The organism is Dyadobacter sp. CY312 (assembly GCF_021390535.1).
In the GTDB taxonomy this organism is placed as follows: Bacteria; Bacteroidota; Bacteroidia; order Cytophagales; family Spirosomataceae; genus Dyadobacter.
This window is the reverse complement of record NZ_JAJUXG010000018.1, coordinates 153,751-177,356: the sequence shown is the minus strand read 5'-3', so window position 1 is coordinate 177,356 and position 23,606 is coordinate 153,751. Positions and strand designations below refer to the sequence as shown.

Sequence of the window (23,606 nt, the reverse complement as noted above, 5' to 3'; positions counted from 1 at the left end):
CTCATTTCACCTTTTCCTTTTACAAAAAATTCTTCCTGTTACAATTTGAACACACTGTCGCGCGGTTTAAGATAGAGTTTCAGAGAGCATAAAATACCTTTCTGTGAAAATTCTTTTATCTCTTTCCTTCTTAGCTTTTCACCTTTTAAGCTCTCTTTATCACTTCTGGTAAATCCTCACATAATCTATTTCGTATTTTGCAGGAAAAACGGTTTTGGATGGATCGCCGCCGTTGTCTCCACCAATGGCCATTCCAAGTAAAATGTAATGTGGCTGGCGGAAAGGATTTTTTGACGGGTCTTTGTCATTGTAAGTTTTTTCGAGATCTACATCGCTCAGAAGAATATCGTCGACATAAAGTTTGATGTTTTTCTCATCCCAATCCATTCTCCACACATGAAACTTTTCGGACCATTTTGGATCGTTAAATTCTGAAATTGGCTTCTTGGTGGTGTGCCAATTCCCTTTCCATTTTTGCATGGAACCATGTACCGTATTAGCCAGGAGATCTCCACGGTAATATTCCATGATATCAATTTCTCCGTTTTCAGGCCATTCACCTTCATTTCCCAACGTCCAGAAAGCGGGCCACATTCCCAGGCGGGTGTCTATTTTTGCCTTCATTTCAAACCGGCCGTACTGCCAGCTTTGTTTTCCCTGTGTGATGATGCTGGCTGAGGTATATTCAGAATATTCCCTGTTTTCCTTCCAATTGTTGCTATTGGCTACGAATTTTGGATTTTTTATCGCTTCGCGTCTTGCTTCTATGATCAGTTTTCCATCTTTACAATAGGCATTATCTTCCTGATACCACTGCTGTTCATGATTTCGCACAAACCCTTTTTCAGCTTTCCAGTTGGCGGGATCGGGTTTTCCGTCCTTGTTAAATTCGTCGGACCATACCAGTTTCCACTGCGCCTGCACCGGTGAAAACGAAACGAATAAAAAGCTGCATAATAGTAATCCTTTGTTGAGTAGAGACATCTGTTAAGCCTAATGAATAGTAAGGAAGTGAGTGAATTATTTGAACAAAGAAAACAAATAACGTTGAAAATAATCTACCATATATAGCGATTTAGCGGTTTAAAGCATTATTTGTCAAAACCAGTATTAGTGACTTTATTTAGCATACATTTAACTTTCCTTTGCCTGCCAGGCTTTTCGGAAGTATTATATTGGCAGGTGACCGATTGTGCGAATTAAGAATTGAACAATGAACAGGATACTGGATACAGCAAAAAAGGCGGGTTTAGATGGTTTTATGTTAGCATTGATCAGCATGATTGGTCTCGCATATCTCTGGCCCTATCCGGGAATGAAAGAGAGCCCGGTACCTCTTGCCCAAATATCTACCTACGCGGTATCGCTGATCTTCTTTTTTTATGGACTAAGGCTCAGTCCCGATAAACTGCGTGCAGGGTTGGCCAACTGGAAATTACATGCCCTGGTACACATATCCACATTTGTAATATTTCCTCTGCTGGCACTGGCTTTTCGCCCGTTATTTCAGGGGGAAGATCATAAAATGATGTGGCTGGCTATTTTCTTTTTAACCACGCTTCCTTCCACCGTTTCTTCTTCTGTGGTTATGGTTTCCATCGCGGGAGGAAACATTCCGGCGGCAATTTTTAATGCCAGCATTTCCAGCTTAATGGGTGTTTTTATAACACCGCTTTGGATGGGCGTGGTGCTGGATACAAATTCCGGACATTATGATATTATGTCGGTAGTCGGAAAACTCTCTTTGCAAGTATTACTTCCGGTAGCGCTTGGAATTTTGATGAACAAAAAATGGGGCGGGTTTGCTGAAAAATATAAAAAAAACATCCGTTATTTCGATCAGTCATCCATTCTGCTGATTGTGTACACTTCGTTCTGTGAATCATTTGGAGAGCATTTATTCAGTGAGTTCGAGGCAAAGGATATTGTGTTGCTTGGTGTAGGAATGCTGGTTTTGTTTTTCGCGGTGTATTTTTTGCTGACATTTTTCTGTCGCATACTTGGTTTCAGTAAAGAAGATGAGGTTACGGCTGTATTCTGCGGTTCAAAAAAATCGTTGATACAAGGCGCAGTGATGTCAAAAGTGTTATTTTCGGGTGCAAATGCAGGTGTTATGTTATTGCCAATTATGCTTTATCACGCACTTCAGTTGATTTCGGCGAGTGTTATAGCTCAGCGCATGGCCCGGCTCCATCATCAGGATCAGGAGCCGTTGGCGAAATTGTAGATGTACCCTTTATCTTAAATATTATGCGGTTGTTGTCCTGGTTGGTGCGGTTAATTGTATTGGTGCTTTTGTTGCTGGGGATTCAGTCTCTTTGGAAAAACGTTGGGAGCGGAGGATGGCTCTCGGGAATATTTTCGGAAGAGGACAAAACAGAAACGATGCATACGGTAGTGTTACAGGAAATTACTGCCATGGGTAAGCTGGAACTTGTTAAGTACAATTTCAAAGATGTAGTAGAGCAGGAGATCGTTAAAATGTGGCTTCCAAATGCAAAAGCTGTTTTGATCGTGCAGGGAGAAGCTATTGGATGTATTGATATGACCAAAATCAACATCGCCGATATTACGTCTGAGCAGGAAACACTGGTTGTCCATATGCCTGAACCGGAACTATGTGTTTTCAAAATTGACCACGATAAATCGAAGGTTTACAACACTGAATACGCATTTACAGAAGAAGCGAAATTGGTGCAGGAAGCCTACAAACAGGCTGAAAAACAGATTCAGAAGTCAGCATTGGATATGGGTATTTTGAAGCAGACCGAAGAGAACGCGACCAAGATACTCACACCCATTCTGGAAAAAGCATCTGGTAAAAAAGTGATGTTGAAATTTCCGATGAATACGCAGATCGATAAGTTAAGGTAATGTTTTTTCTCAAATGAAAATGGACCATGCTGTCCTGACAAAATAACGGAATATGTTAACACTGGAAGGGTTTAAACAGCTTGTGAAAGATGATATGCTGGAAACAGTTGTCGTTGCTTTTACCGATCACTATGGCAGAATGATGGGCAAAAGGGTTGATGCAGAGTATTTCCTCGACAGCGTTTGCGACTCAGGAACACATGGCTGCAATTATTTGCTGACAACCGACATTACCATGGAACCCGTGCCGGGTTACGACTATGCCAATTGGGAACTGGGTTACGGGGATTTTCATATGGTGCCCGACATGGCTACGTTACGAATTGCTTCCTGGCTCGAAAAAACGGCAATGGTGATGTGCGATCTGCACAACGACAAAACACATGAGCCGGAATCCATAGCTCCGCGTTCTATTCTGAAAAAACAACTTCAAGAGCTCCAAAGTAATGAACTAAGCTGTTTTGCTGCTTCTGAGCTTGAATATTATCTACTCGAAAACAGCTACAAACAGGCGTTTGAGCAAAATTATCAGAACCTGAAACCCGCAGGTTATTATCTGGAAGACTACCATATTTTACAAGGAACACGTAACGAGAAATTTACATCCGCCGTTCGCAGACATTTGAAATATTCGGGAGTACCTGTTGAAACTTCAAAAGGGGAATGGGGACTTGGTCAGCACGAAGTAAATGTGAGGTATTCGGAGGTGTTACCTATGGCAGATAATCACATCGTATACAAGCAATGCCTGAAAGAGGTTGCTGATTCAATGGGCTTATCGGTAACATTTATGGCCAAATTCGCCACCGATCAGGCAGGGTCAAGCAGCCATATTCACATGAGTCTTTGGAAAGATGGTAAAAATGCTTTTGTAGGAAATGAGAAGTTCGGGCCAGTTGAAGGGTCGGATATCTTCAGGTGGTTCTTAGGAGGCTGGATCAAACACGTCCCTGATGTGATGCCGTTTTATGCGCCAACGATCAATTCCTATAAACGTTTTGTAGACGGATCGTGGGCACCAACCAGGTTGGCATGGAGCTATGATAACCGTACAGCCGGTTTCCGTGTGGTAGGAAAAGGAGCAAGTTTAAGAATTGAGTGCAGGATTCCGGGAGCGGACTGTAATCCATACCTCGCATTTGCGGCATCGCTTGCATCGGGACTTGATGGTATTAAAAACAAAATTGAACCACCTGAAATTTTTGAAGGAGACATATATGCCGCAGCGCATTTGCCAAGGGTTCCGTATACTTTGGCAGAAGCCACAGCGATGTTTGAGAATAGTGAATTTGCAAGAAATACATTTGGTAAAGAGGTGATTGAACATTACAGCCACTTCTTCAAAACTGAACAAAGAGCATACGACAAGTCGGTGACGGATTGGGAACGGAGAAGGTATTTTGAACAGATATAGTATTATTCAATAGGTTACACAGAGGTGCACGGAGTTTTAAAAGAGAGAGACACAGAGATAAAATATTTTAGACGCGGAAATTCAGAGAGTTAACCTCTGTGTCCCTCTAATAATCTCTGTGCACCTCTGTGTAACCTTATATGAAACAGGAACATCACATATTTAACACATAACAAAAAATGCGTCTAGAAAATAAAGTTGCTCTTATTACTGGTGGCAGCGGTGGAATTGGCCGGGAAACTGCTTTGCTGTTCGCGAAAGAAGGAGCCAAAATTGTAGTCACGGATGTAAATGACGAAGCGGGACAGGCAACTGCCGATGAGGTTAATGCCAATGGTGGTGAAGCTTTTTTTATCCACTCAGACGTATCCAAAGCGGCCGACTGCGAAGCAGCTGTTGTCTTCACCGAAGAGAAGTTCGGCAAGCTCAACATCATCTTCAACAATGCAGGTATTATGCATAGCGATGATGACAATGCGATGTCTACCGAAGAATCGATTTGGGACCTGACCATGAACATCAATGCGAAAGGGGTTTTTCTGGGATGTAAATATGGGATTCCAGCCTTGCAGCGGGCAGGTGGCGGATCAATTATCAATACAGCCTCATTTGTAGCTATTTTAGGAGCTGCAACACCACAAATCGCCTACACGGCGAGTAAAGGTGCTGTTTTAGCTTTAACGCGGGAACTGGCTGTTATTCACGCAAGAGAAAACATTCGCGTCAATGCGTTGTGTCCCGGACCGTTACGCACTGAACTGCTGATGAAGTTTTTAAATACAGAAGAGAAAAAACAACGTCGTTTGGTTCATATCCCAATGGGTCGTTTTGGTGAAGCCAAAGAGATGGCTTACGCAGCACTTTTCCTTGCTTCGGACGAATCATCATTTGTCACCGGAACCGATTTTCTTGTTGACGGAGGAATTACCTCTGCTTATGTAACACCTGTTTAATTTTTGGAAATGGAAGATGAACGAAAGGGAGACGGAGTTACAGTTCCATCCACTTTGCTTCATCCTCCGTTCCCCCTTTCTCCTGAAAATCCATGTCAACTCAAAAAACTATAAGTCCCATTGACGGATCCGTATTTGTAGAGCGGAATGTGGCCGATGACGTTTCCATAGAAACTGCTTTGACCAAAGCGGCTTTGGCACAAAAGGAATGGCGCAAAACTACGCTGGCCGAACGCGAAATGATTTGCCGGAAAGCGGTTGAATACTTTTTAGATCATGCGGATGAAATCGGGCTTGAACTTACCTGGCAGATGGGCAGGCCTATCCGTTACACGGCAAATGAGATCCGGAAGGGTTTCCAGGAGCGGGCCAAGTATATGATATCCGTCGCCGAAAAGGCACTTGCTGATGTGGCGGTTGAAGAAATTGACGGCTTCAAAAGATTTATCAGAAGGGATCCATTGGGTGTCGTCTTTGTGATAGCACCCTGGAATTATCCATATCTGACCTCGGTTAATTCGGTCATTCCGGCTATCATGGCAGGCAATGCCGTTATTCTAAAACATGCTCAGCAAACACCGTTATGTGCCGAAAGATATGCGGCTGCATTTAAATATGCAGGTTTGCCGTCCGGGGTCTTTCAGTATCTGCATCTTAGCCACGATCAGGTTGCCGGTATCATTGCCGATGAACGAATTGATTACGTTGCTTTTACAGGATCAGTGGAGGGCGGGCATGCTGTACAGGACGCAATTAACAAGCGTTTTATTGTAGGTGGACTGGAACTTGGAGGGAAAGATCCTGCCTACGTGCGGGCTGATGCTGACATTGCGGATGCGGTGGAAAACCTGGTAGATGGTTCATTCTTTAATTCCGGACAATCGTGCTGCGGTATAGAGCGTATTTATGTGCATGAAGATGTGTACGACAAGTTTGTACATGGTTTTATTGCACTTACCAAAACATATACTTTGGGGGATCCATTGAATCAGGAAACGACTTTGGGGCCGATGGTTAAAACTTCGGCGGCGACTTTTGCTCAAAAACAAATTGACGAAGCCGTGGCGCAAGGAGCAAAGGCATTAATCGATCCGGATTTATTTCCCGCCAACAATCCAGGTACGCCCTATCTGGCCCCGCAGGTTTTGGTTGATGTAGATCATTCGATGAAAATAATGACCGAAGAGACATTTGGCCCGGTGGTGGGGATTATGTCCGTAAAAAGTGATGAAGAAGCCATCCGGCTTATGAACGACAGCCAATATGGTCTGACTGCTTCGATCTGGACTAAAGATATTGATACTGCGATGGAACTCGGGCAGCAGGTCGAAACAGGTACTTTTTTCATGAATCGGTGTGATTACCTGGATCCTGCTTTGGCATGGACGGGAGTGAAAAATTCGGGAAGAGGATGTACACTTTCGACGGTTGGTTACGAAGCTTTGACTCGGCCTAAGTCTTTTCATTTGAAAATAGCCGTGAACTAATAGCTGTTGGCTTTTCTGACCCAAATTCAAATGGAATAACAAGCCATTTGAATTTTGCCTAATTATTCAACCATCAATCCAGGCTAACAGCCAATAGCATAAAGTCAACCCATGAAAGTCGGACTATTAGAATGCGATCATGTTCGGGAAGAATTACAACACATTGCCGGCGACTACCGCAATATGTTTCCTGCCCTTTTTTTGCAGGTCGCGCCGGACTGGGAGTTCGAATTTTATGATGTTTGCCAGGGACAATTTCCTGAGTACGTTAATGAATGCGATGTATACATTTGTACAGGATCTAAAAGTTCTGTCTATGACGATGAGTCCTGGATTCATGAATTGAAAGAGTTTATCCGCCAAATTCATTCTTCCGGTAAAGTCTTTATTGGTGTATGTTTCGGGCATCAGTCATTGGGAGAAGCATTGGGTGGAAAGGTTCAGAAATCATCTGTTGGCTGGTGTGTCGGTGTCCATTCTTTTGATCTCATAAAACAGGAGGAATGGATGAGTCCGCAAATATCGCCTTTTAACCTTCTGATGATGTGTCAGGATCAGGTGCTTCATTTGCCTCCGGAAAGCGTACTGTTAGCGCAAACAGCCGATTGTCCGAATGCGATGTTCAGAGTTGGAAATAATATGCTGGGTATTCAGGCGCATCCTGAATTTCCGAAAGATTACGACAAAGCTTTGATGGAAATCCGTGTTGACAGAATAGGAGCGGAGAAGGTTGCAGCCGGAGTTGCAAGCCTCAAAATACAGACAGATCAATTGCTAGTGGCTGAATGGATCAGGAAATTTGTCTTGAATGCAATGAAGTAGTTATCGGATGTATTGTTAATTTTACCACTATATATTTTTCCATATACCAGTACTTTCCATGACCGAAATTAGCACTGAATCAAAACGCCAGATACTTAGTTCGCATCAGACAAACCAGAAGATTCGTCGTATCGCATTTGAAATTTACGAGCAAAATTTTGAAGAAACTGGTATTATACTGGCCGGCATTGCGGGGCAGGGGTATGAATTTGCAAAACGTCTCACTGTTGAGCTGGAAAGTATTTCGCCTCTTCATGTTCAGTTGATCGAGCTTCGTTTCGACAAAAACATTCATTACCAAAGTACGATTCATTTCGATAATGAAACTGATGTGGAAGGGAAGGTCGTGGTGGTTACCGATGATGTTTTAAATACAGGCAGAACACTTGCATTCGCCTTGGAGCCGTTTTTGAAAGTGAGGATGAAAAAAGTGCAGGTCGCAGTTGTGGTCGATAGAAGCCATCATTTGTTTCCCGTTCATGCCGATTATGTAGGTTATTCTCTGAGCACCACAATCAGTGAACATGTGCAGGTGGTATTGAGTACGCCGGATGAAGAAGGGGTTTATTTGAAATGACTTTTGACTGATCTTATATTTGTTTAAATGTAAAAATGCCCTCCTTGCTGTTTAGCGAAGAGGGCATTTTTATTAAACTTAAAATCACCTAGCTATACACGCGCCGAAGCTTGACGTTCTCCACCGGACGAATAATCAGCGGGACTTTTTCGATTTTCACCGAGCTGCTGTCGAGTCCAAACCATTTGTCTTCTGATGTCGTAAAATCCTTGACAAAGAAATAGGTCTTCATGACCATTTGTTCAAAAAACGGCAAATCATTTTCAAAGGAGAGGAATCTTTCCAATACAACAAACCTGAAATCACCTGTAATGTTCTGGCGGTTCAGAGATTCGTAACGGCTGGTAATATCCACTTCTTTGTTCATTACCATATCTTCTACTACTTTCCTGAAGAACAGGTTGATACGCTGTTCTACCCGGAATCCAAGACGGAAATTGATTTTGATCACATTGTCGTCATCGTCATCATCGGCCATTACTTTATATTCCATTGTATACGGATCATCGGTCGTGTCAACGTGCAGGAACCAATAGATATCTGCCCGTTTCGGCCGCTTTTGAAATATGGAATAAATCACCTTCGTTTCAATCTCCGTCGCTCTGGAAGCGTTGGTCATGAACACAAGATGCGTCGCATATTTTGGAATACTGATATCCCGGCTTAGCTCATGCAATGCGGGAAGGAATTTGTCGAGCTTGGTATATTCCGTAAGTCGCAGTTTAATGTAAAATGCTCTTAGCCATACCGTCATTAAACCCGCAACGATGGCACCAATAAGAATGGTAAACCAGCCGCCATGAGTGAATTTAAGCAGGTTTGCTCCAAGAAAGCTAATTTCAATACACAGATAAAATAGCATGAACCCGATCACAACGTAAAGATTGACGCGTTTCAGATACAAGTAATAGGAGAATAAGATGGTAGTCATAATCATCGTGAGCGTAATGGCCAGACCATAAGCAGCTTCCATATTCGATGATTTTTCAAAGTACAACACCACACCGGTGCAGCCTAACCACAAAAGCCAGTTAATGCTGGGAACGTACAGTTGCCCCTTTTGATCGCTGGGATAAACCAACCTAACCTTGGGCCAGAAATTGAGGCGGATCGCTTCGGAAATTAAGGTGAACGAGCCGGTAATAACGGCCTGACTTGCAATCACTGCGGCTAATGTGGCGATGGCAACACCTGGAAGGAGCCACCATTCGGGCATAATTTCATAGAACGGCTTACGACCTTCAAGTCTGTTTCCGAGCTCTGATATTAACCACGCACCTTGTCCGAAATAGTTAAGAACGAGGCATATTTTAACAAAGATCCAACTGATACGTATATTATCTCTTCCACAATGTCCCAGATCTGAGTATAGTGCCTCAGCTCCGGTAGTACATAAAAATACGGCCCCAAGCATCCAGAAACCGCCAGGATGCTGTGTGAGCAGGCGAATTCCGTACATGGGATTGAGAGCTTTCAAAATCTCAGGATGTTTCATTACCTGAAACAGGCCCAATGTTCCCAGCATTAGAAACCATGTAACCATAATAGGGCCAAAAGCACGGCCAACTACCTTGGTACCAAAGGCTTGGATGACAAAAATTATAGTAAGTATAGTTATTACAATAGGAATGGTTTGAATTTCTGGATAAATAAGCTGCAATCCTTCCACTGCAGAGGAAACTGAAATAGGGGGTGTGATGATGCCATCGGCCAGCAAGGTGCTACCGCCAATCACCGCCGGAACGGTAAGCCATTTGGCATGTTTTCTCACCAAAGCGTACAAAGCAAAAATACCTCCCTCACCCCTGTTGTCAGCCCGGAGAATAAGAATAACATATTTGATTGTTGTGAGAAGTGTTAAAGTCCAGAATACGCAGGAGATAGAACCATAAATTAATTCTTCTGTAATGATCTCGTTCAACAAAATAGCCTGCATCGCATACAGGGGGGAGGTGCCTATGTCACCATAAATAATCCCAAAAGCGATTAGCACCCCAGCGGCAGAGATTTTGTCTAAATTATGTTTGGATTCCATTTACCTTTTTTAAAAAACCGGCGAAAGGTAGGAAACGGGAAGCAAACAATAAACAGGCACAAAGAAAATTAATATCGAAGGATTGATTAGTGCCTAAAAAAGCGTTCGGTATAATAGAAAAATATTCAAATTAATAATGACCAGGGTGATAATCCAGCTCAGGATTCTGATGGCTTTTGAGTTGGCAAAACTTCCCATTATTTTCTTATTGGAAGTAAAAAAAACCAGGGGTACTACTGCAAAACTGAGTTGAAGTGAAAGTATAACCTGGCTGAGAACGAGCAGTTCGGCTGTGCCTTTTTCTCCATACAGTGTGGCCACGATCAGTGCCGGTATAATGGCTATTCCTCGGGTTATCAATCTGCGAAGCCATGGTTTTAGCCTGATATTAAGAAAACCTTCCATAACAATCTGTCCGGCTAAGGTGCCGGTGAGTGTCGAACTCTGGCCGGAAGCAAGAAGCGCAAGCGCAAAAAAGATACCTGCCAGACTTACACCAAGAACGGGGTCCAGTAAATGATAGGCGTCAGTAATGTCGGCAACTGTAAAATGACCATTTTGGTGAAAAGCAGTTGCGGCAAGAATCAAAATAGACCCGTTAATGAAAAATGCCAGTCCAAGTGACACCGTAGAGTCAATGGTGGCAAATTTGATCGCCGTTTTTTTGCCAACCTCATCTCTTTTGAAGGCGCGGGTCTGTACAATGCTGGAATGCAGGTAAAGATTGTGCGGCATGACCGTAGCACCCAGTATTCCGATGGCGATGTATAACATCCCTGGGTTGGTTACAATTTCAGTTCTGGGTATCAATCCGTTAAGCATGCCCGAAACTGAGGGTTGAGAAACAATCATTTCGTAGGCAAAACATAAAAGGATGATGCCCATTAACGCGGCCACTATACTTTCGATAATGCGAAATCCTTTTTGTTGAAAATACAAAACAAGAAGCACGTCAAATGCCGTAAATACGACTCCGACGGGAAGTGGCAGACCAAATAAAAGATTTAATGCAATGGCTGAGCCAATCACCTCTGCAAGATCAGTTGCGGCAATGGCGATTTCAGATATTATCCAGAGCACAAAAGAAACGGGTCTTGAATAATAGTCGCGGCAAGCCTGAGCGAGATCTCTTCCTGTTGCAATCCCCAGTTTGAGCGACAAATGCTGTAAAAGCATAGCAAACAAGTTGGAGATCAGAATCACGGAAAGTAGTGTGTAACCAAATCGGGAGCCACCTTCAATGTCCGTTGCCCAGTTGCCCGGATCGATGTAACCAACTGCAACAAGAAGCCCCGGACCCGTAAAAGCCATCATTTTTTTCCAGAAACCTGCTCCTTCCGGGACTGTTATGGATGAATTTACTTCCGACAGTGAGGCAAGTAATTCGGGTTGGCGGGATTTATCGTCGGACGTTGGGGCGATTTTATACTTCTCAAACATGCTGAATTCGACTTATTCGATTAACTGAAAACAAATATAAATAACAATGTAAATATATTTTTAGGTTAGTCTAAATTTTTTTAATTATGATTTGAAAATTGTACTTTTGCCAATTACAGTTTAATCATTCAGAACTGAGGTACCTTCCGCAGGTATATCAATTCACAGTTAAGAACAATTTCAGCTCATGGCAATGTGCCGGCTGCTGAGGCAGATCATATGCAAAATTCTTTTACAGAGGAAAACTATCTGAAAATCATTCACGCATTATCAGGCCGCGAAGGTGTTGAAGTGAGTACCAATGCGCTAGCCGAAAGTACGGCGACACGCGCGGCTTCGGTAACCGATATGTTGCGTAAGCTGGCCGAGAAAGGGCTTATTCATTACAAAAAGTATCAGGGGGTACGGCTCACCGGTGCCGGGGAAAAGGTCGCGATAAGTGTGATCCGTAAGCACAGGCTTTGGGAGGTTTTTTTGGTAGAAAAGCTGGGGTTTGGATGGGATGAGGTACACGAAATTGCCGAGGAGCTGGAACATATACCCTCTGACGAACTGGTGGAAAGGCTGGATGCTTTTTTGGGACATCCGCGATTTGATCCACACGGAGATCCTATTCCCGACGCCAAAGGAAATTTGACTGATCCCGACTATTTGATTTTGACGGATGTGAACGTGGGAGAAAAAGTATTAATGATGGGCGTGCTGGACCATGCTCCGTCGTTTTTGCAGCATCTCGACCGGTCAGGCATCACTTTAGGATCTGTGCTCGAAATAACAGAAATTAACGAATATGACAAGTCCGCATCTGTACGGATCAATGGTACTAATACGTTATTCATTAGTCTTGAGGTATCTAAAAATTTATTAGTGCAGCGCCGATGAGACTAAACCAGCCATGAGACTAAAAATACTGGATCGCTATCTGATCAAAAATTTCCTGATCACCTACGTTTTCGTCGCGTTTGTAATCGTGCTCATCATTTGTATGATCGATTACACAGAAAAAGTGGACGACTTTCTTGACAAAAAAGCACCACTTAAAGAAATCGTAATTGATTACTACTTCAATCTGATTCCGTACTGGATCAACTACATCAGTCCTTTGATGGTATTCATCGCTACGGTTTTCTTTACATCAAGGATTGCTGCCAGAACCGAGATTGTTGCCATGCTGAGTAGCGGAATCAGCTTTGGTCGAATGCTTTTACCATATATGCTCGGTGCTTCGGTTCTTGGCTTGCTTACATTTTTGCAGGTAGGCTGGGTTTTACCTCTTGCAAACAAGATTCGCAACAACTTTGAGAAAACTTATGTAAAAAGTGAGTTCTATTTTAGTGGTCGGAATGTACATATTACCATTGCACCAGATGTTTACGCATATCTGGAGAGCTACAATACATCTTCCAAAACGGGTAACAAGTTCACAATGGAGACGGTGAAAGGGAACACGCTCGTTCAAAAATTCTCCGCGGACAAAATTGTATGGCAACCTAAAAAAGGGAAATGGACTTTACAGAACTACCAGATACGAACGCTGGATAGTTTGGGTGAAAAAATAAAAACGGGAGTTGAAATTGATACAACCATTAATCTCTTTCCCCGGGACTTCGAAAGTGATTACAATCTTTTCGAAACTTTTACACTCCCTGAATTAAATGCCTATATCGATCTTCTGAAAAGCAGGGGAGCCGATGGTCTGGAAGTTTATCTCATCGAAAAATACATCCGTTTCACCCAGCCGTTTGCTATTCTGATACTCACGGCTATTGGTGTGATTGTATCGGCAAGAAAGAGCAGAAAAGGGGTTGGCTGGCAAATCGCGCTGGGTTTCATGCTGGCATTTATATACATACTTTTCTTCCTGCTCTCAAAAGGAGTGGCGGAGGCGGGCACCATTAATACATTGCTTGCGGTTTGGCTGCCAAACATTATTTTTTCTTTTATCGGTCTCATTTTGTATAAAACCCTGCCCCGGTGATTTAAACAGTGGAATACTCACTTGCCAATACGATGGAGCCCGAAATCAAATAATAACCGCTATTTTTGTCGAATCAATCAAATTGAAACTAAATGAAGTTAGCCCGCCTGCTCTTAGTAATACCTTGTTACAATGAGGAAGCCATATTGCATTTAACCTATTCTGCATTAAAGCGTTATTACGACGAGATAAAAGCGAAAGGGTTTATAGCGGCAGACAGCAAACTGTGTTTCGTGAACGATGGTAGCCGCGACAAAACCTGGGACATTATTGAAGAGCTGAGTTTGAAAGATGCTGATGTAATGGGTGTTAAGCTTTCTAGAAATTTCGGGCATCAAAGTGCTATTATGGCCGGTCTGGAAAATAATATTGATGCCTTTGACTGCTTTATCACCATCGATGCCGATTTACAGGACGATATCAACGCCATTACAGGAATGATTGAAAAACACCACGAAGGTGCCATGGTGGTGTATGGCGTGAGAGGTGACAGGAGTTCAGATAGTTGGTTTAAACGGTCAACAGCAGAAGGCTTTTACGTACTGATGCAAAAAATGGGGGTGCCCGTTGTATTTAACCATGCCGATTTCCGGCTTATGGATCGGCGAGTGCTGAAAGAACTTGGAAATTTTAGAGAAATAAACCTTTTTCTGCGTGGGATCGTACCTTTGATCGGTTTTAGAAACGACAAAGTAGTATATAATCGTCTGGAAAGGCAGGCAGGCGAAACGAAATATCCGCTGAGTAAAATGCTGCTTTTTGCCTGGAACGGGATTACCTCTTTTTCTACGTTTCCGATGAGGCTGGTGCTTTACTTCGGCGTATTTAATTTTATTGTTGCGATGGCGATCGTGATTTACATCATGCTTTCGTATCTGATCGGATATACCGTTCCTGGCTGGACTTCTACCATGTTGCCCTTAACCTTTTTCAGTGGCTCAAACATGATGGCATTGGGTCTGATAGGTGAATATATCGGCAAGATTTACGAGGAGGTGAAAGGTCGCCCCCGATACATTATTGAAAAAATTGTCAATGAATAGATTTTATAGGAAATACAGGGTTTTTGGAAATTGGATAAATATTTTGTTGATGGTCAGTGTATTGCTGCCATTACTTGTGCTTTCTTATTATAACCATCCTTCACCTGCCGACGATTACTGCTATATCGATACAGTTTTTAAGTTTGGGTGGCTTGAAGCAATGAATTATTACTATTCCGGATGGACAGGCCGGTATTTTGGTATCTTTCTTAATCATTCCAATCCATTGTTGTTTCACTCCGTAGCAGGCTTTAAAGTGCTGCCGGTTATTCTGTTGAGTGGAGTGGTTTTTGCACTATACAGTCTGTTCCGCCATCTCACACCAACGTTATCGCGTTTGGCCCACATTGGTTTTGCCGGGGTTGTATTTTTCCTGTACATGTTAAAAATGGCAAGTATCTCAGAAGCATTTTACTGGATGGCTGCCTTTGTTACATACACGGTTCCCAATATTTTTACCCTACTGTGGCTTGTGCTGGTTTTACGTTATTACCGGCAAGACACGCCAACGGCTAAAATTTTGCTAGCAACGCTCTCCGGTTTTTTAATTTTCGCAGTGATCGGCAGCAGTGAAACAAACCTCTTGATTATGATCCTTCTGGTGGGAGCATGGTGGGTTTACCGTTTACTTTTCCACAGGAAAGTAGATGGATTTATGATCGCCATGCTAACGGTGACTATCCTTTCGGGTTATTTGTATTTTAGTTCTCCGGGCAATCAGGCGCGTATAGGGGGAAATCCCCTTGGCGGCGACGTTGTCTTCTCATTTGTCAGTTCATTTAAAAAACTTGGCTCACTGAGTTTTGACTGGATCTTCCGGACACCTCTTCTTTTCTTTTCTTTTGCGTGGTTAATCGTACTTTCGAGACTTTCCGTTGGAGCAAGAAATTACTTTTCTGTACCCGTTTGGTATGCGCTGTTGTTATATATTGGCGTACTTGCCGCACAACTTTTCCCTTCATACTACGGTGTAGGGATTGAACCGACGCCACGGGTGATCAACTGCGTTTACTTCTATTTTCTGATCGGGTGGTTTTATATTATCGGTGTAATATTTCATTATTTTAAGAAAGGCGACGTTTCCCGATTCAGCTTTTCAGGTTTAAGGTATTCATTGTTATATGTACTGTTGGTTGTTTCATCTTTTCTTGCCTTTTACAGCAGCGACAATGTACGTCTTATCTATACCGATCTGATCAAAGGGAAGGCTGCCGCTTTCAACAGGGAAATGAATAGCCGTTATGAAATGCTGCGTGTTTCTAAGGAGGATGTGGTTTATCTGCCAGCCATTGAATCCAAGCCGTTGTCTATATTTTACGATGATGACATAAAAACGGATAAAGACCATTGGTGGAACAAATGTCTGGCTGGGTATTTTGGCAAGAAAGCGGTTTACTTGAAAGAGAATGGAGTTGGAGAGAAATAATAAGATATTCGGTCTTGCCATGTTCATACCTGTAATGCTATGGGTATTCGTTATTCTGAGCTATTCAGTAAATGTGCCGTGGTTCGATGATTTTGATCCCTTTCCCGATTTCCTGAGGAACTGGACAGAGGCAGGAGCCGCTGGTGAAAAGATATCTCTTCTTTTTCAGCCCAATAACGAGCATCGGATGGTTATCGGCAAACTGATAACGCTCCTGTACTTTCAGCTAACCGGAACTCTCAATATTACTTTCATTCATATTGCAGGAGGTTGTTTCACTCTGGGAACATTGGCACTGATCTGGTCAGCTTTTCGAAAGCAGAATTTCAATGTCTGGTATTTTTTGCCTGTTCCTTTTCTGTTGTTTCAGCTTCAATATCACCTCGTGTTTCTGTGGGCGATTTGTAGCATGCAACATCAAACAGTGGTTTTCTTTGTTATACTTTCGATGTTTTTGCTTTCCCGACATCGTTTTGTCTGGTCCGTTGCGGCAGCTGTTTGTGCCACTTTTGCAATGAGCAGTGGTATATTTGTGTGGGTAGCAGGAGCTGTAATTTTGATTTTACGTTCCAATTACCGGCAGTTGATCATCTGGATTCTTGTGGCGGCGACTGCCATCGGATTTTATTTTGCAGGTATGTCGCCCCAGGGCAATGAGGCTAGTATTGCATTCTTGATAAAAAATCCTCACTTGTCAGTACTTGGCTTTTTTGCTTTCCTGGGAGGTCTTTTCGATCTTTTTCCTGAAAAGGATATCGTAACCCGATCTGTAATGCCTGTAATAATGGGTTTTGTTGCGATGATTTGGGTATCAATCTGGCTGTACACAGCTTCACTTCCCTGGCTGAAACGTACTTGGGGTATTACTTTAAAAAGGCCCGGATTTGTTAATCCGTCGGATCGGCAAAGGTCAGAAAAAGAATCGTTTCAGGAATTTTTGCTTGGCATAATGATCTTCTTACTTGCCAATGCTTTGATTATCGGTTTGTTAAGACCCCGCTTTGGTTTTTTTGTGATGATAGTTAGCAATTATAAACTGTATCCGGCTCTTTTCCTGATTGTCACTTATTTGTCTTTCCTGTCATCCACAAATGCAGCAGTGCAAAACAAAGTATTCAGGTCTGCCGCTGTTATTAGTGTGCTGATTTGGGGCATCTCCATTTATACCTATCTGCCGGCAATCAACGAACGGAGAAAGTTTTTGATGATCAACGCCTACAATCAGGAACATAATGGATTTGGGCTAGGTCATGTTCCTTTTTCAACTTCGGCCAAGTATGTTGATAAGTTGATGAAAGAAATGGTCGGTGCAGGAATTTATCGTTATCCATCCGAGTCAGAATGGTTGGCGTTGGAGATAAAAAAAATAGATAAACCTGTTACCAGCGAGCTTGGCGTTAAGTATAAAATTGAAGGAAGTACCGTGCGGGTTGAAGACACCAACGCTCCATTAAGTTTGAACAAGGGTACCGGACAATATGCCTTTTTGAGACGTGGCTCTAAGGTTTATGTTTTTAAGCTTACACAGCGGAGCTACACCGGGCGTAATCCACTCAAACAGTATGACAAAGGATCCTTTGTTGAAATTCCTTTTTCTTCTGTTGAACCAGGAGCTTATCAACTCGGTATTATTAAAGTTGAAAACTATGTTTTTACCGGAGGTATCCTCAATAATATTGAGGTTCCGTAATAAGGAAGATACATCTGTAATGTGAAAAATGTATTTTTGCCATTACAGATTTAATAGTTTAAATTCAGTATTTTGAAAATCCCGCAAATATCTATTGTTGCACCGCTTTATAATGAATCTGAATCGTTTCCATTGCTTGTCGAGCGAATCAATGCATTAATGGATTCCAGCCCACTCGCTATTGAAGTAGTGCTGATTGATGACGGTAGTAAAGATGATACCGCCACACGTATTCGCCAATTGGCGCTTACTGATGATCGTTATCACGGTGTATTGCTGTCCCGGAATCATGGTCATCAGCTGGCATTAACTGCTGGGATGGCACGTGCGAGGGGGACCGAAGCTTTATTTGTTATTGATGGTGACCTTCAGGACCCACCAGAATTACTTCCTGAATTTTACAAACTGTACAAGGAGGGAAATGATGTGGTGTATGCAGTAAGAAAAAAGAGAAAGGAGGGTGCCGTAAAGAGGATGGGTTATTATGTTTTCTATCGTTTGCTCCGCTCAATTTCATATGTAGAAATTCCACTGGATAGTGGAGATTTTGCGCTCATAAGCCGACGTGTAGTAGATGTTATGAACAAAATGCCGGAAGAGAGCAGATATCTGAGGGGAATGCGTTCATGGATCGGATTTAAACAAACGGGATTTGAATATGAGCGTGATGCGCGTGTGGCGGGAGAGTCTAAGTATTCTTTTAAGCAATTGTTTGCCCTGGCCTATAATGGGATATTTAATTTTAGCGAGTTTCCTATCAAATTCATGAGCAGAACGGGTATTTTCGCCATTCTTATCGCGCTTGTTTATTTTTTTATTGTCGTTGCCAAAAAACTCTTTTTTGCCCATGTTATCGAAGGATTCACTTCCCTGCTATTTGTGATCATCCTTTTCAGTGGGGTACAATTATTAGCTCTGGGAATTATAGGTGAGTATGTTCTGAGAATCTTTTTCCAATCCAAAGGGCGGCCTCTTTATATAGTTAAAGATGAAATAGTTAATTGCGAGTATATTTAATCGGATGCTATTTAATTCAATTCAGTTTATCATATTTTTTATAGTCGTTACGCTGGCTTATTTCAGCTTGTCGTGGCGTGGGCGCTGGATGTTGCTTTTGGCAGTCAGTTGCTATTTTTACATGGTTTTCAAGCCGGTCTTTATTCTGATCCTGTTTGGTACCATTGTAATCGACTATTATGCAGGTATATGGATTGCCCAGGCGCAGGATAAGAAGCGGAAGACACTATTGCTTATCATAAGCCTGATTTCAAATATAGGGATACTTGCCTTTTTTAAGTACTACGATTTTGGTCGCGGCTCAGTAAACGACCTGCTCGGGTTATTCGATCTTCGTGCTATTATCCCGCCGCTCGAACGTTTGTTACCTGCCGGGATAGCACAGTGGATGGTGGATGGCGGCGGACAGGTTATTTTACCCATCGGGCTGTCTTTTCACACATTTCAGGCCATGAGTTATACCATTGAGGTGTACCGCGGTAACCAGCAGCCTGAAAAACATTTTGGTATTTACGCCCTATATGTAATGTTTTATCCGCAGCTGGTGGCCGGTCCGATCGAAAGGCCGCAAAATATGCTGCATCAGTTTCATTCTTATTTCAAGTATGACTTTGAGCTGGTTAAGTCGGGATTGATGCAAATGGCCTTCGGTTTGTTTAAAAAGATTGTCATTGCGGATCGTCTGGCTGAGGTAGTGAATTTTGTATATGACAATCCTGCTGAGCAAAACGGTCTGTCATTACTTGTAGCAACCGTTTTTTTTGCATTTCAGATTTATTGTGATTTCAGCGGCTATTCCGACATTGCCATTGGTGCGGCCCGTGTGATGGGCTTCACATTGATGGACAACTTCCGGTCTCCGTATGAATCCTCATCCATATCGGAATTTTGGGGAAGATGGCATATTTCGCTTTCCACCTGGTTTCGCGACTACCTCTACATTCCGCTTGGAGGAAATCGTAACGGAGAGCTTGTCAAATATCGAAATCTGTTTATTGTATTCTTAGTGAGTGGTTTGTGGCATGGAGCGAGCTGGAATTATGTGATTTGGGGTGCTCTTCACGGCACTTATCAGGTAAGTGCTTTGCTTAGGGATAAGTGGATGAAAAAGGTGGGGATTTCAATACCTAAAAATTCTTTTACCAAAGTTTTGGGTGTTATTTTTACTTTTATTCTGGTGACCATAGCATGGGTGTTCTTCCGGAATCATACTTCTCCTGTGGGTAGATCATTTACCATTTTGCATAGAATATCAACCTTGTCGTGGAGTGAAAAACTACATACTCCTTTCAATTCGGTGGAAATGTGGTTCTGTATTTTTCTGATTTTCTTTTTGTTAATCAAAGAGCATTTTGTTCAGAAAATTCCGACAAAGAATTCGCTGGTATTTTATCTGCTGTTTGGAATAATTGCCTTTTTAACCTATTTCCTGGGTGTTGTTACCGAAAATCAGTTTATCTATTTCCAATTCTGATCCAATTGTACAAACGGCGGCAAACAATTCTGAATGTTTTGCTGTTCTCTAAATTAGCTAATGTTTTACGCAGGCATCTTTTTAGTATCTATAATTCTATTTAGTTCAATAATATGTACGAAGTGACAGCTGATAACCGATTGAAAAAACTGATTATCGTAGGAGATCGTGTTTTGATAAAACCGAAAAGCCCGTCGGATAGAACCAACAGCGGGCTTTATCTTCCTCCAACTGTGACAGAAAAAGAACAGGTTCAGAGTGGTTATGTGATTAAGGTTGGGCCTGGTTATCCTATTCCTGCCGCTACCGACGATGAGCCGTGGAAGGAAACGGAAGAAAAGGTGAAATATATGCCTTTGCAATCCATAGAAGGTGATGTCGCGATATACTTGCAGCGCAACGCGATTGATCTGGAATATGACGGTGAAAAATACGTAATTGTTCCACAGGCTTCTATACTGATGCTGGAACGTTCAGAGGATCTGTATTAATCCAAGAGTTTTATAAAAGGCAGTCTTATCCGGACTGCTTTTTTATTTATCCGAAAATTTGATATTTATGGTTTATCTTCTTTGGTCCCTAATAAATCTGGCAGCGCTGTGCTGGTTTTTGTACATTGCTTTTTCCGTTTTAAAACTGATCAAAGAGCATTTAGGTGTTCCTTCTCTGATCATATTTATATTGGGTAGTCTGTCATTTAGTCAGGGAACACTCACCAATGAAAAACCACAACCTTCGTATAATGAGCAAATGACGCTGGGTGTGCAAATGATAGATGAGCAACTTTGGTACAATACCAGCCTGTTCTATGCCTACCCAAAGGATTCACTTACTGGGGAAGCCAGGGGAGATGTTTCGCAGAGCGGACTGGTGATCGGTCATGGCTGGAAGCCTACATTGTCAAGGCTGTGGTTTGAAAATGGGAAATTAAATTATTCTGTTTCGGGAACGCATGAATGGAAATTTTTAGGGCTTACTCTGTACTCTGAACCTAAGCAATTTACTGGTCATATAAAATGATTCAACCTATTGTTCATGATATGCCTGCGGGAACCAGTACCTTTGCAGCATGTCAGATCAGGAAAATATAACAGCCGCTATTGCCGGCCTGGGTGTGTCCGCATTAAATGAAATGCAGGAAGCCGCTCAAAGTGCAATTTTGGAAAGCAACGAGGTATTGCTTCTGTCTCCCACAGGTTCAGGGAAAACCCTCGCTTTTCTTCTTCCCATTATGTCACTCCTTCAAAAGGAAGTGGATCAGGTACAATGCCTTGTCATCGTTCCTACAAGAGAACTTGCACTACAAATCGAGCAGGTTTGGAGAAAGATGTCTACAGGTTTTAAAGTGACCTGTTGTTATGGAGGGCACGACATGCAGACCGAAGTGAGGAGCCTCACCGAGCCGCCAGCATTATTAATTGGTACTCCTGGCAGGTTGCTTGACCACATGCATCGTCAGTCATTTTCATATAGGAGCATATTCACGCTTATTCTAGATGAATTTGACAAATCACTTGAAATGGGTTTTCAGGAAGAGATGACTGAAATCGTGCGAAATCTGAGAAATGTTAAGAAAAAGATACTTGTATCAGCTACTGCCGGGTCCAAAATACCGTCATTTGTCAGTTTTAAGAATCCGGTTGAGATCGATTTTATTTCCAATCGCAACCAGGCAAGCGGACTTACTGTTGTCCAGGTTGTCTCGGAGAAAAACGACAAAATGGATAGTTTGTTACGGTTATTAGGTGATTTAGGTTCTGAATCAACCATGATTTTCTGTAATCAAAGAGATTCTGTGGAAAGAATCAGCGCAGTGTTGAAGGAAGAGGGCGTGGATTGTGCATTTTTTCACGGGAAGTTGGAGCAGGAAGACCGCGAACGTACATTGATGCGTTTCCGGAATGGTTCGGTACTGTATCTTGCAGCAACGGATCTGGCTGCACGGGGTTTGGATATTCCGGATATGAAGCATGTGATCCATTTCGAGCTTCCGATGAAAGGGGATGAATTCAGGCATAGAAACGGACGTACTGCGCGAATGGAAGCGGAGGGAACTGCTTACATTTTGACCAATGTCGATGAAAAACTTCCTGATTACATCACCATCAAGCCCAAAGTTTTGGCATTGTCAGCAACTTTTAAAGCTCCGCCAACTTCTGTTTGGACTACGATCTACATCAGTGGAGGGAAAAAGAATAAGTTGAATAAGATGGATATTGTGGGGTTCCTTCTTCAAAAGGGCAAGCTTGAAAAGCAGGATCTGGGTTTGATTGAGGTGAAAGACACCATCTCATTTGCGGCAGTGAACAGGAGTAAAGTGAAAGCTATGCTTTCGCTGATAGGCGAGGAAAAAATGAAAGGTAAAAAATTCAAAATTGAAGTAGCAAGATAAGGTATTGATCGTCAGGTAGGTAAATTGCGAAAGATCGTAAAACCGATAACCAGGATTAGAATACCAAGCGAAACCCTTCTTTTCCGTATAAGCGGATAAGAAGGGTTTTGTTTTGTTAATTCGCATACCAGTACGTGAGCGAGTAAACCAACTACTGGAAAAACCAGTGCATTAAGCTCAAAGGCTTTCTGCAAATTGCCATGTAGCAGCTCATGGAACGCTCTTTGTCCTCCGCAACCCCAGCAAAGAAAACCTGTTGAATGATGCAGAAGACATGCAAATCCAACATGACTTTTTTCGGGATCCGACAAATAATAGAACGAGACAACGCTTATTGCGGCGATGACAATAACAGTTTTTTTAACTGCCGGGAAAGGAATTTGCAGCATGGCAAAGTGTTCAGTCGCGAATTACCAGGTCACGCACAATGAGATCGTGTAGCGCCTGCTCTTCTTTGTTGAATAGCGGCCATAGCCAAAGTAAAAAGCAAAAATTTACAGTTAAATATTTAATCAGCGTTCTGCCGACGGCAGCACCTAGGGTGAGTCTTTGTCCCTGCTCATCAATCACTTTAATTTTCATGATTACCTTACCAAAGGTAGCCTGGCGGGAAGAGCTTAGCATGAATACTTCATAGATAACGGGACCAACAAATGCCATTAGTATAATTGGTAAAATGGCCAGGCCTGCAATTAGCCCTGCCGTGTCGCTATCACCCATGGCGCCTGTTAAGGCTCCAATGCCAAATATTGGAATAATAATTAGTGACATGGCGAAGCCAACAATGAAACTGTCAATGATTTGAGCGACTAACCGGGCACCGAAGCCTGCAAGCGTAAAATTTGTCATAAAAGGAATAGGGTTAAAGGTTTGATTTACTTTCAATTAAAGCAAAGAATCTTACAAGTCAAAATTAATTACTTCCAACAAAACTTATCCTAATTCCTGATGTCAGGAGAATAATTAAGATTAACGGTTAAAATA

The 23,606-nt window shown here is 42.4% G+C and carries 22 protein-coding genes; 17 read left to right on the top strand and 5 right to left on the bottom strand.

Going from position 1 to position 23,606, the window contains the following annotated elements; all coding sequences use genetic code 11:
* Positions 1-159: 159 nt before the first annotated feature.
* Complete coding sequence (locus tag LZG71_RS24120) at positions 160-984, bottom strand: family 16 glycosylhydrolase (RefSeq protein WP_233824786.1); 825 nt, start codon at positions 982-984, stop codon at positions 160-162.
* 229 nt (positions 985-1,213) lie between these two features.
* Between LZG71_RS24120 and LZG71_RS24115 the strand changes: the two genes are divergently transcribed.
* The 7 genes from LZG71_RS24115 (at position 1,214) to LZG71_RS24085 (ending at position 8,127) form a co-directional block, all read left to right on the top strand.
* The gene (locus LZG71_RS24115) at positions 1,214-2,227 is read left to right on the top strand and encodes a bile acid:sodium symporter family protein (RefSeq protein WP_233824785.1); all 1,014 of its coding nucleotides are present in this window, start codon (positions 1,214-1,216) and stop codon (positions 2,225-2,227) included.
* A gap of 23 nt (positions 2,228-2,250) precedes the next feature.
* Positions 2,251-2,874 (top strand): DUF4230 domain-containing protein, encoded by a 624-nt coding sequence (locus LZG71_RS24110; protein WP_233824783.1) that lies wholly within the window; start codon positions 2,251-2,253, stop codon positions 2,872-2,874.
* A 52-nt stretch (positions 2,875-2,926) separates the two neighbouring features.
* Positions 2,927-4,288 (top strand): glutamine synthetase family protein, encoded by a 1,362-nt coding sequence (locus LZG71_RS24105; protein WP_233824781.1) that lies wholly within the window; start codon positions 2,927-2,929, stop codon positions 4,286-4,288.
* A 179-nt stretch (positions 4,289-4,467) separates the two neighbouring features.
* Positions 4,468-5,241 carry a glucose 1-dehydrogenase gene (locus LZG71_RS24100; protein WP_233824779.1) on the top strand — a complete coding sequence of 258 codons (774 nt, stop codon included), beginning with the start codon at positions 4,468-4,470 and terminating at the stop codon, positions 5,239-5,241.
* A 92-nt stretch (positions 5,242-5,333) separates the two neighbouring features.
* Entirely contained in the window at positions 5,334-6,728 is a 1,395-nt protein-coding gene (locus LZG71_RS24095) for an aldehyde dehydrogenase family protein (protein WP_233824777.1), read from the top strand.
* 111 nt (positions 6,729-6,839) lie between these two features.
* Complete coding sequence (locus tag LZG71_RS24090; RefSeq protein WP_233824775.1) at positions 6,840-7,550, top strand: glutamine amidotransferase-related protein; 711 nt, start codon at positions 6,840-6,842, stop codon at positions 7,548-7,550.
* Positions 7,551-7,608: 58 nt separating this feature from the next.
* Entirely contained in the window at positions 7,609-8,127 is a 519-nt protein-coding gene (locus tag LZG71_RS24085; protein WP_233824773.1) for a phosphoribosyltransferase family protein, read from the top strand.
* Positions 8,128-8,215: 88 nt separating this feature from the next.
* On the opposite strand, the gene LZG71_RS24080 is transcribed toward LZG71_RS24085, so the two are convergent.
* Both LZG71_RS24080 and LZG71_RS24075 read right to left on the bottom strand, forming a co-directional pair.
* Positions 8,216-10,162: a KUP/HAK/KT family potassium transporter gene (locus tag LZG71_RS24080; RefSeq protein WP_233824771.1), complete on the bottom strand. Its 1,947-nt coding sequence runs from the start codon at positions 10,160-10,162 to the stop codon at positions 8,216-8,218.
* A gap of 93 nt (positions 10,163-10,255) precedes the next feature.
* Positions 10,256-11,602: an Nramp family divalent metal transporter gene (locus LZG71_RS24075; protein ID WP_233824769.1), complete on the bottom strand. Its 1,347-nt coding sequence runs from the start codon at positions 11,600-11,602 to the stop codon at positions 10,256-10,258.
* A gap of 219 nt (positions 11,603-11,821) precedes the next feature.
* Between LZG71_RS24075 and LZG71_RS24070 the strand changes: the two genes are divergently transcribed.
* The 10 genes from LZG71_RS24070 (at position 11,822) to LZG71_RS24025 (ending at position 22,622) form a co-directional block, all read left to right on the top strand.
* The gene (locus LZG71_RS24070; RefSeq protein ID WP_233824767.1) at positions 11,822-12,484 is read left to right on the top strand and encodes a metal-dependent transcriptional regulator; all 663 of its coding nucleotides are present in this window, start codon (positions 11,822-11,824) and stop codon (positions 12,482-12,484) included.
* A 13-nt stretch (positions 12,485-12,497) separates the two neighbouring features.
* Complete coding sequence (locus LZG71_RS24065) at positions 12,498-13,580, top strand: LptF/LptG family permease (protein ID WP_233824765.1); 1,083 nt, start codon at positions 12,498-12,500, stop codon at positions 13,578-13,580.
* Between the two features lie 92 nt (positions 13,581-13,672).
* On the top strand, positions 13,673-14,623 hold the full coding sequence (locus LZG71_RS24060) for a glycosyltransferase family 2 protein (RefSeq protein WP_233824763.1): 951 nt from the start codon (positions 13,673-13,675) through the stop codon (positions 14,621-14,623).
* Entirely contained in the window at positions 14,616-16,049 is a 1,434-nt protein-coding gene (locus tag LZG71_RS24055; RefSeq protein WP_233824761.1) for a DUF6056 family protein, read from the top strand. Before LZG71_RS24060 ends, LZG71_RS24055 begins: the two co-directional genes overlap by 8 nt.
* Positions 16,030-17,739: a hypothetical protein gene (locus LZG71_RS24050; RefSeq protein ID WP_233824759.1), complete on the top strand. Its 1,710-nt coding sequence runs from the start codon at positions 16,030-16,032 to the stop codon at positions 17,737-17,739. Before LZG71_RS24055 ends, LZG71_RS24050 begins: the two co-directional genes overlap by 20 nt.
* 72 nt (positions 17,740-17,811) lie before the next feature.
* Positions 17,812-18,756, top strand: a complete 945-nt coding sequence (locus LZG71_RS24045; protein ID WP_233824757.1) for a glycosyltransferase family 2 protein — start codon at positions 17,812-17,814, stop codon at positions 18,754-18,756.
* Positions 18,757-18,760: 4 nt separating this feature from the next.
* On the top strand, positions 18,761-20,230 hold the full coding sequence (locus tag LZG71_RS24040) for an MBOAT family protein (RefSeq protein WP_233824755.1): 1,470 nt from the start codon (positions 18,761-18,763) through the stop codon (positions 20,228-20,230).
* A gap of 113 nt (positions 20,231-20,343) precedes the next feature.
* Complete coding sequence (locus LZG71_RS24035; protein WP_233824753.1) at positions 20,344-20,721, top strand: co-chaperone GroES family protein; 378 nt, start codon at positions 20,344-20,346, stop codon at positions 20,719-20,721.
* A gap of 67 nt (positions 20,722-20,788) precedes the next feature.
* Positions 20,789-21,250: a hypothetical protein gene (locus tag LZG71_RS24030; protein ID WP_233824751.1), complete on the top strand. Its 462-nt coding sequence runs from the start codon at positions 20,789-20,791 to the stop codon at positions 21,248-21,250.
* Positions 21,251-21,299: 49 nt separating this feature from the next.
* Complete coding sequence (locus LZG71_RS24025) at positions 21,300-22,622, top strand: DEAD/DEAH box helicase (RefSeq protein WP_233824749.1); 1,323 nt, start codon at positions 21,300-21,302, stop codon at positions 22,620-22,622.
* An 11-nt stretch (positions 22,623-22,633) separates the two neighbouring features.
* Here LZG71_RS24025 and LZG71_RS24020 read toward each other — a convergent pair whose 3' ends face one another.
* Together LZG71_RS24020 and LZG71_RS24015 are read right to left on the bottom strand one after the other, a co-directional pair.
* Positions 22,634-23,011 carry a DUF2752 domain-containing protein gene (locus tag LZG71_RS24020; RefSeq protein ID WP_233824748.1) on the bottom strand — a complete coding sequence of 126 codons (378 nt, stop codon included), beginning with the start codon at positions 23,009-23,011 and terminating at the stop codon, positions 22,634-22,636.
* A gap of 10 nt (positions 23,012-23,021) precedes the next feature.
* Complete coding sequence (locus LZG71_RS24015; protein ID WP_233824746.1) at positions 23,022-23,471, bottom strand: RDD family protein; 450 nt, start codon at positions 23,469-23,471, stop codon at positions 23,022-23,024.
* Between the last annotated feature and the right edge of the window lie 135 nt (positions 23,472-23,606).

Bases quoted from the DNA above. Each gene is read 5' to 3' on its own strand.
- LZG71_RS24080 (WP_233824771.1), bottom strand. From the start codon at position 10,162: ATGGAATCCAAACATAATTTAGACAAAATCTCTGCCGCTGGGGTGCTA.
- LZG71_RS24020 (WP_233824748.1), bottom strand. From the start codon at position 23,011: ATGCTGCAAATTCCTTTCCCGGCAGTTAAAAAAACTGTTATTGTCATC.
- LZG71_RS24095 (WP_233824777.1), top strand. From the start codon at position 5,334: ATGTCAACTCAAAAAACTATAAGTCCCATTGACGGATCCGTATTTGTA.
- LZG71_RS24050 (WP_233824759.1), top strand. From the start codon at position 16,030: ATGGAGTTGGAGAGAAATAATAAGATATTCGGTCTTGCCATGTTCATA.
- LZG71_RS24060 (WP_233824763.1), top strand. From the start codon at position 13,673: ATGAAGTTAGCCCGCCTGCTCTTAGTAATACCTTGTTACAATGAGGAA.
- LZG71_RS24110 (WP_233824783.1), top strand. From the start codon at position 2,251: ATGCGGTTGTTGTCCTGGTTGGTGCGGTTAATTGTATTGGTGCTTTTG.
- LZG71_RS24120 (WP_233824786.1), bottom strand. From the start codon at position 984: ATGTCTCTACTCAACAAAGGATTACTATTATGCAGCTTTTTATTCGTT.
- LZG71_RS24090 (WP_233824775.1), top strand. From the start codon at position 6,840: ATGAAAGTCGGACTATTAGAATGCGATCATGTTCGGGAAGAATTACAA.
- LZG71_RS24100 (WP_233824779.1), top strand. From the start codon at position 4,468: ATGCGTCTAGAAAATAAAGTTGCTCTTATTACTGGTGGCAGCGGTGGA.
- LZG71_RS24035 (WP_233824753.1), top strand. From the start codon at position 20,344: ATGTACGAAGTGACAGCTGATAACCGATTGAAAAAACTGATTATCGTA.
- LZG71_RS24025 (WP_233824749.1), top strand. From the start codon at position 21,300: ATGTCAGATCAGGAAAATATAACAGCCGCTATTGCCGGCCTGGGTGTG.
- LZG71_RS24105 (WP_233824781.1), top strand. From the start codon at position 2,927: ATGTTAACACTGGAAGGGTTTAAACAGCTTGTGAAAGATGATATGCTG.
- LZG71_RS24040 (WP_233824755.1), top strand. From the start codon at position 18,761: ATGCTATTTAATTCAATTCAGTTTATCATATTTTTTATAGTCGTTACG.
- LZG71_RS24015 (WP_233824746.1), bottom strand. From the start codon at position 23,471: ATGACAAATTTTACGCTTGCAGGCTTCGGTGCCCGGTTAGTCGCTCAA.
- LZG71_RS24070 (WP_233824767.1), top strand. From the start codon at position 11,822: ATGCAAAATTCTTTTACAGAGGAAAACTATCTGAAAATCATTCACGCA.
- LZG71_RS24055 (WP_233824761.1), top strand. From the start codon at position 14,616: ATGAATAGATTTTATAGGAAATACAGGGTTTTTGGAAATTGGATAAAT.
- LZG71_RS24115 (WP_233824785.1), top strand. From the start codon at position 1,214: ATGAACAGGATACTGGATACAGCAAAAAAGGCGGGTTTAGATGGTTTT.
- LZG71_RS24030 (WP_233824751.1), top strand. From the start codon at position 20,789: ATGGTTTATCTTCTTTGGTCCCTAATAAATCTGGCAGCGCTGTGCTGG.
- LZG71_RS24085 (WP_233824773.1), top strand. From the start codon at position 7,609: ATGACCGAAATTAGCACTGAATCAAAACGCCAGATACTTAGTTCGCAT.
- LZG71_RS24065 (WP_233824765.1), top strand. From the start codon at position 12,498: ATGAGACTAAAAATACTGGATCGCTATCTGATCAAAAATTTCCTGATC.
- LZG71_RS24075 (WP_233824769.1), bottom strand. From the start codon at position 11,602: ATGTTTGAGAAGTATAAAATCGCCCCAACGTCCGACGATAAATCCCGC.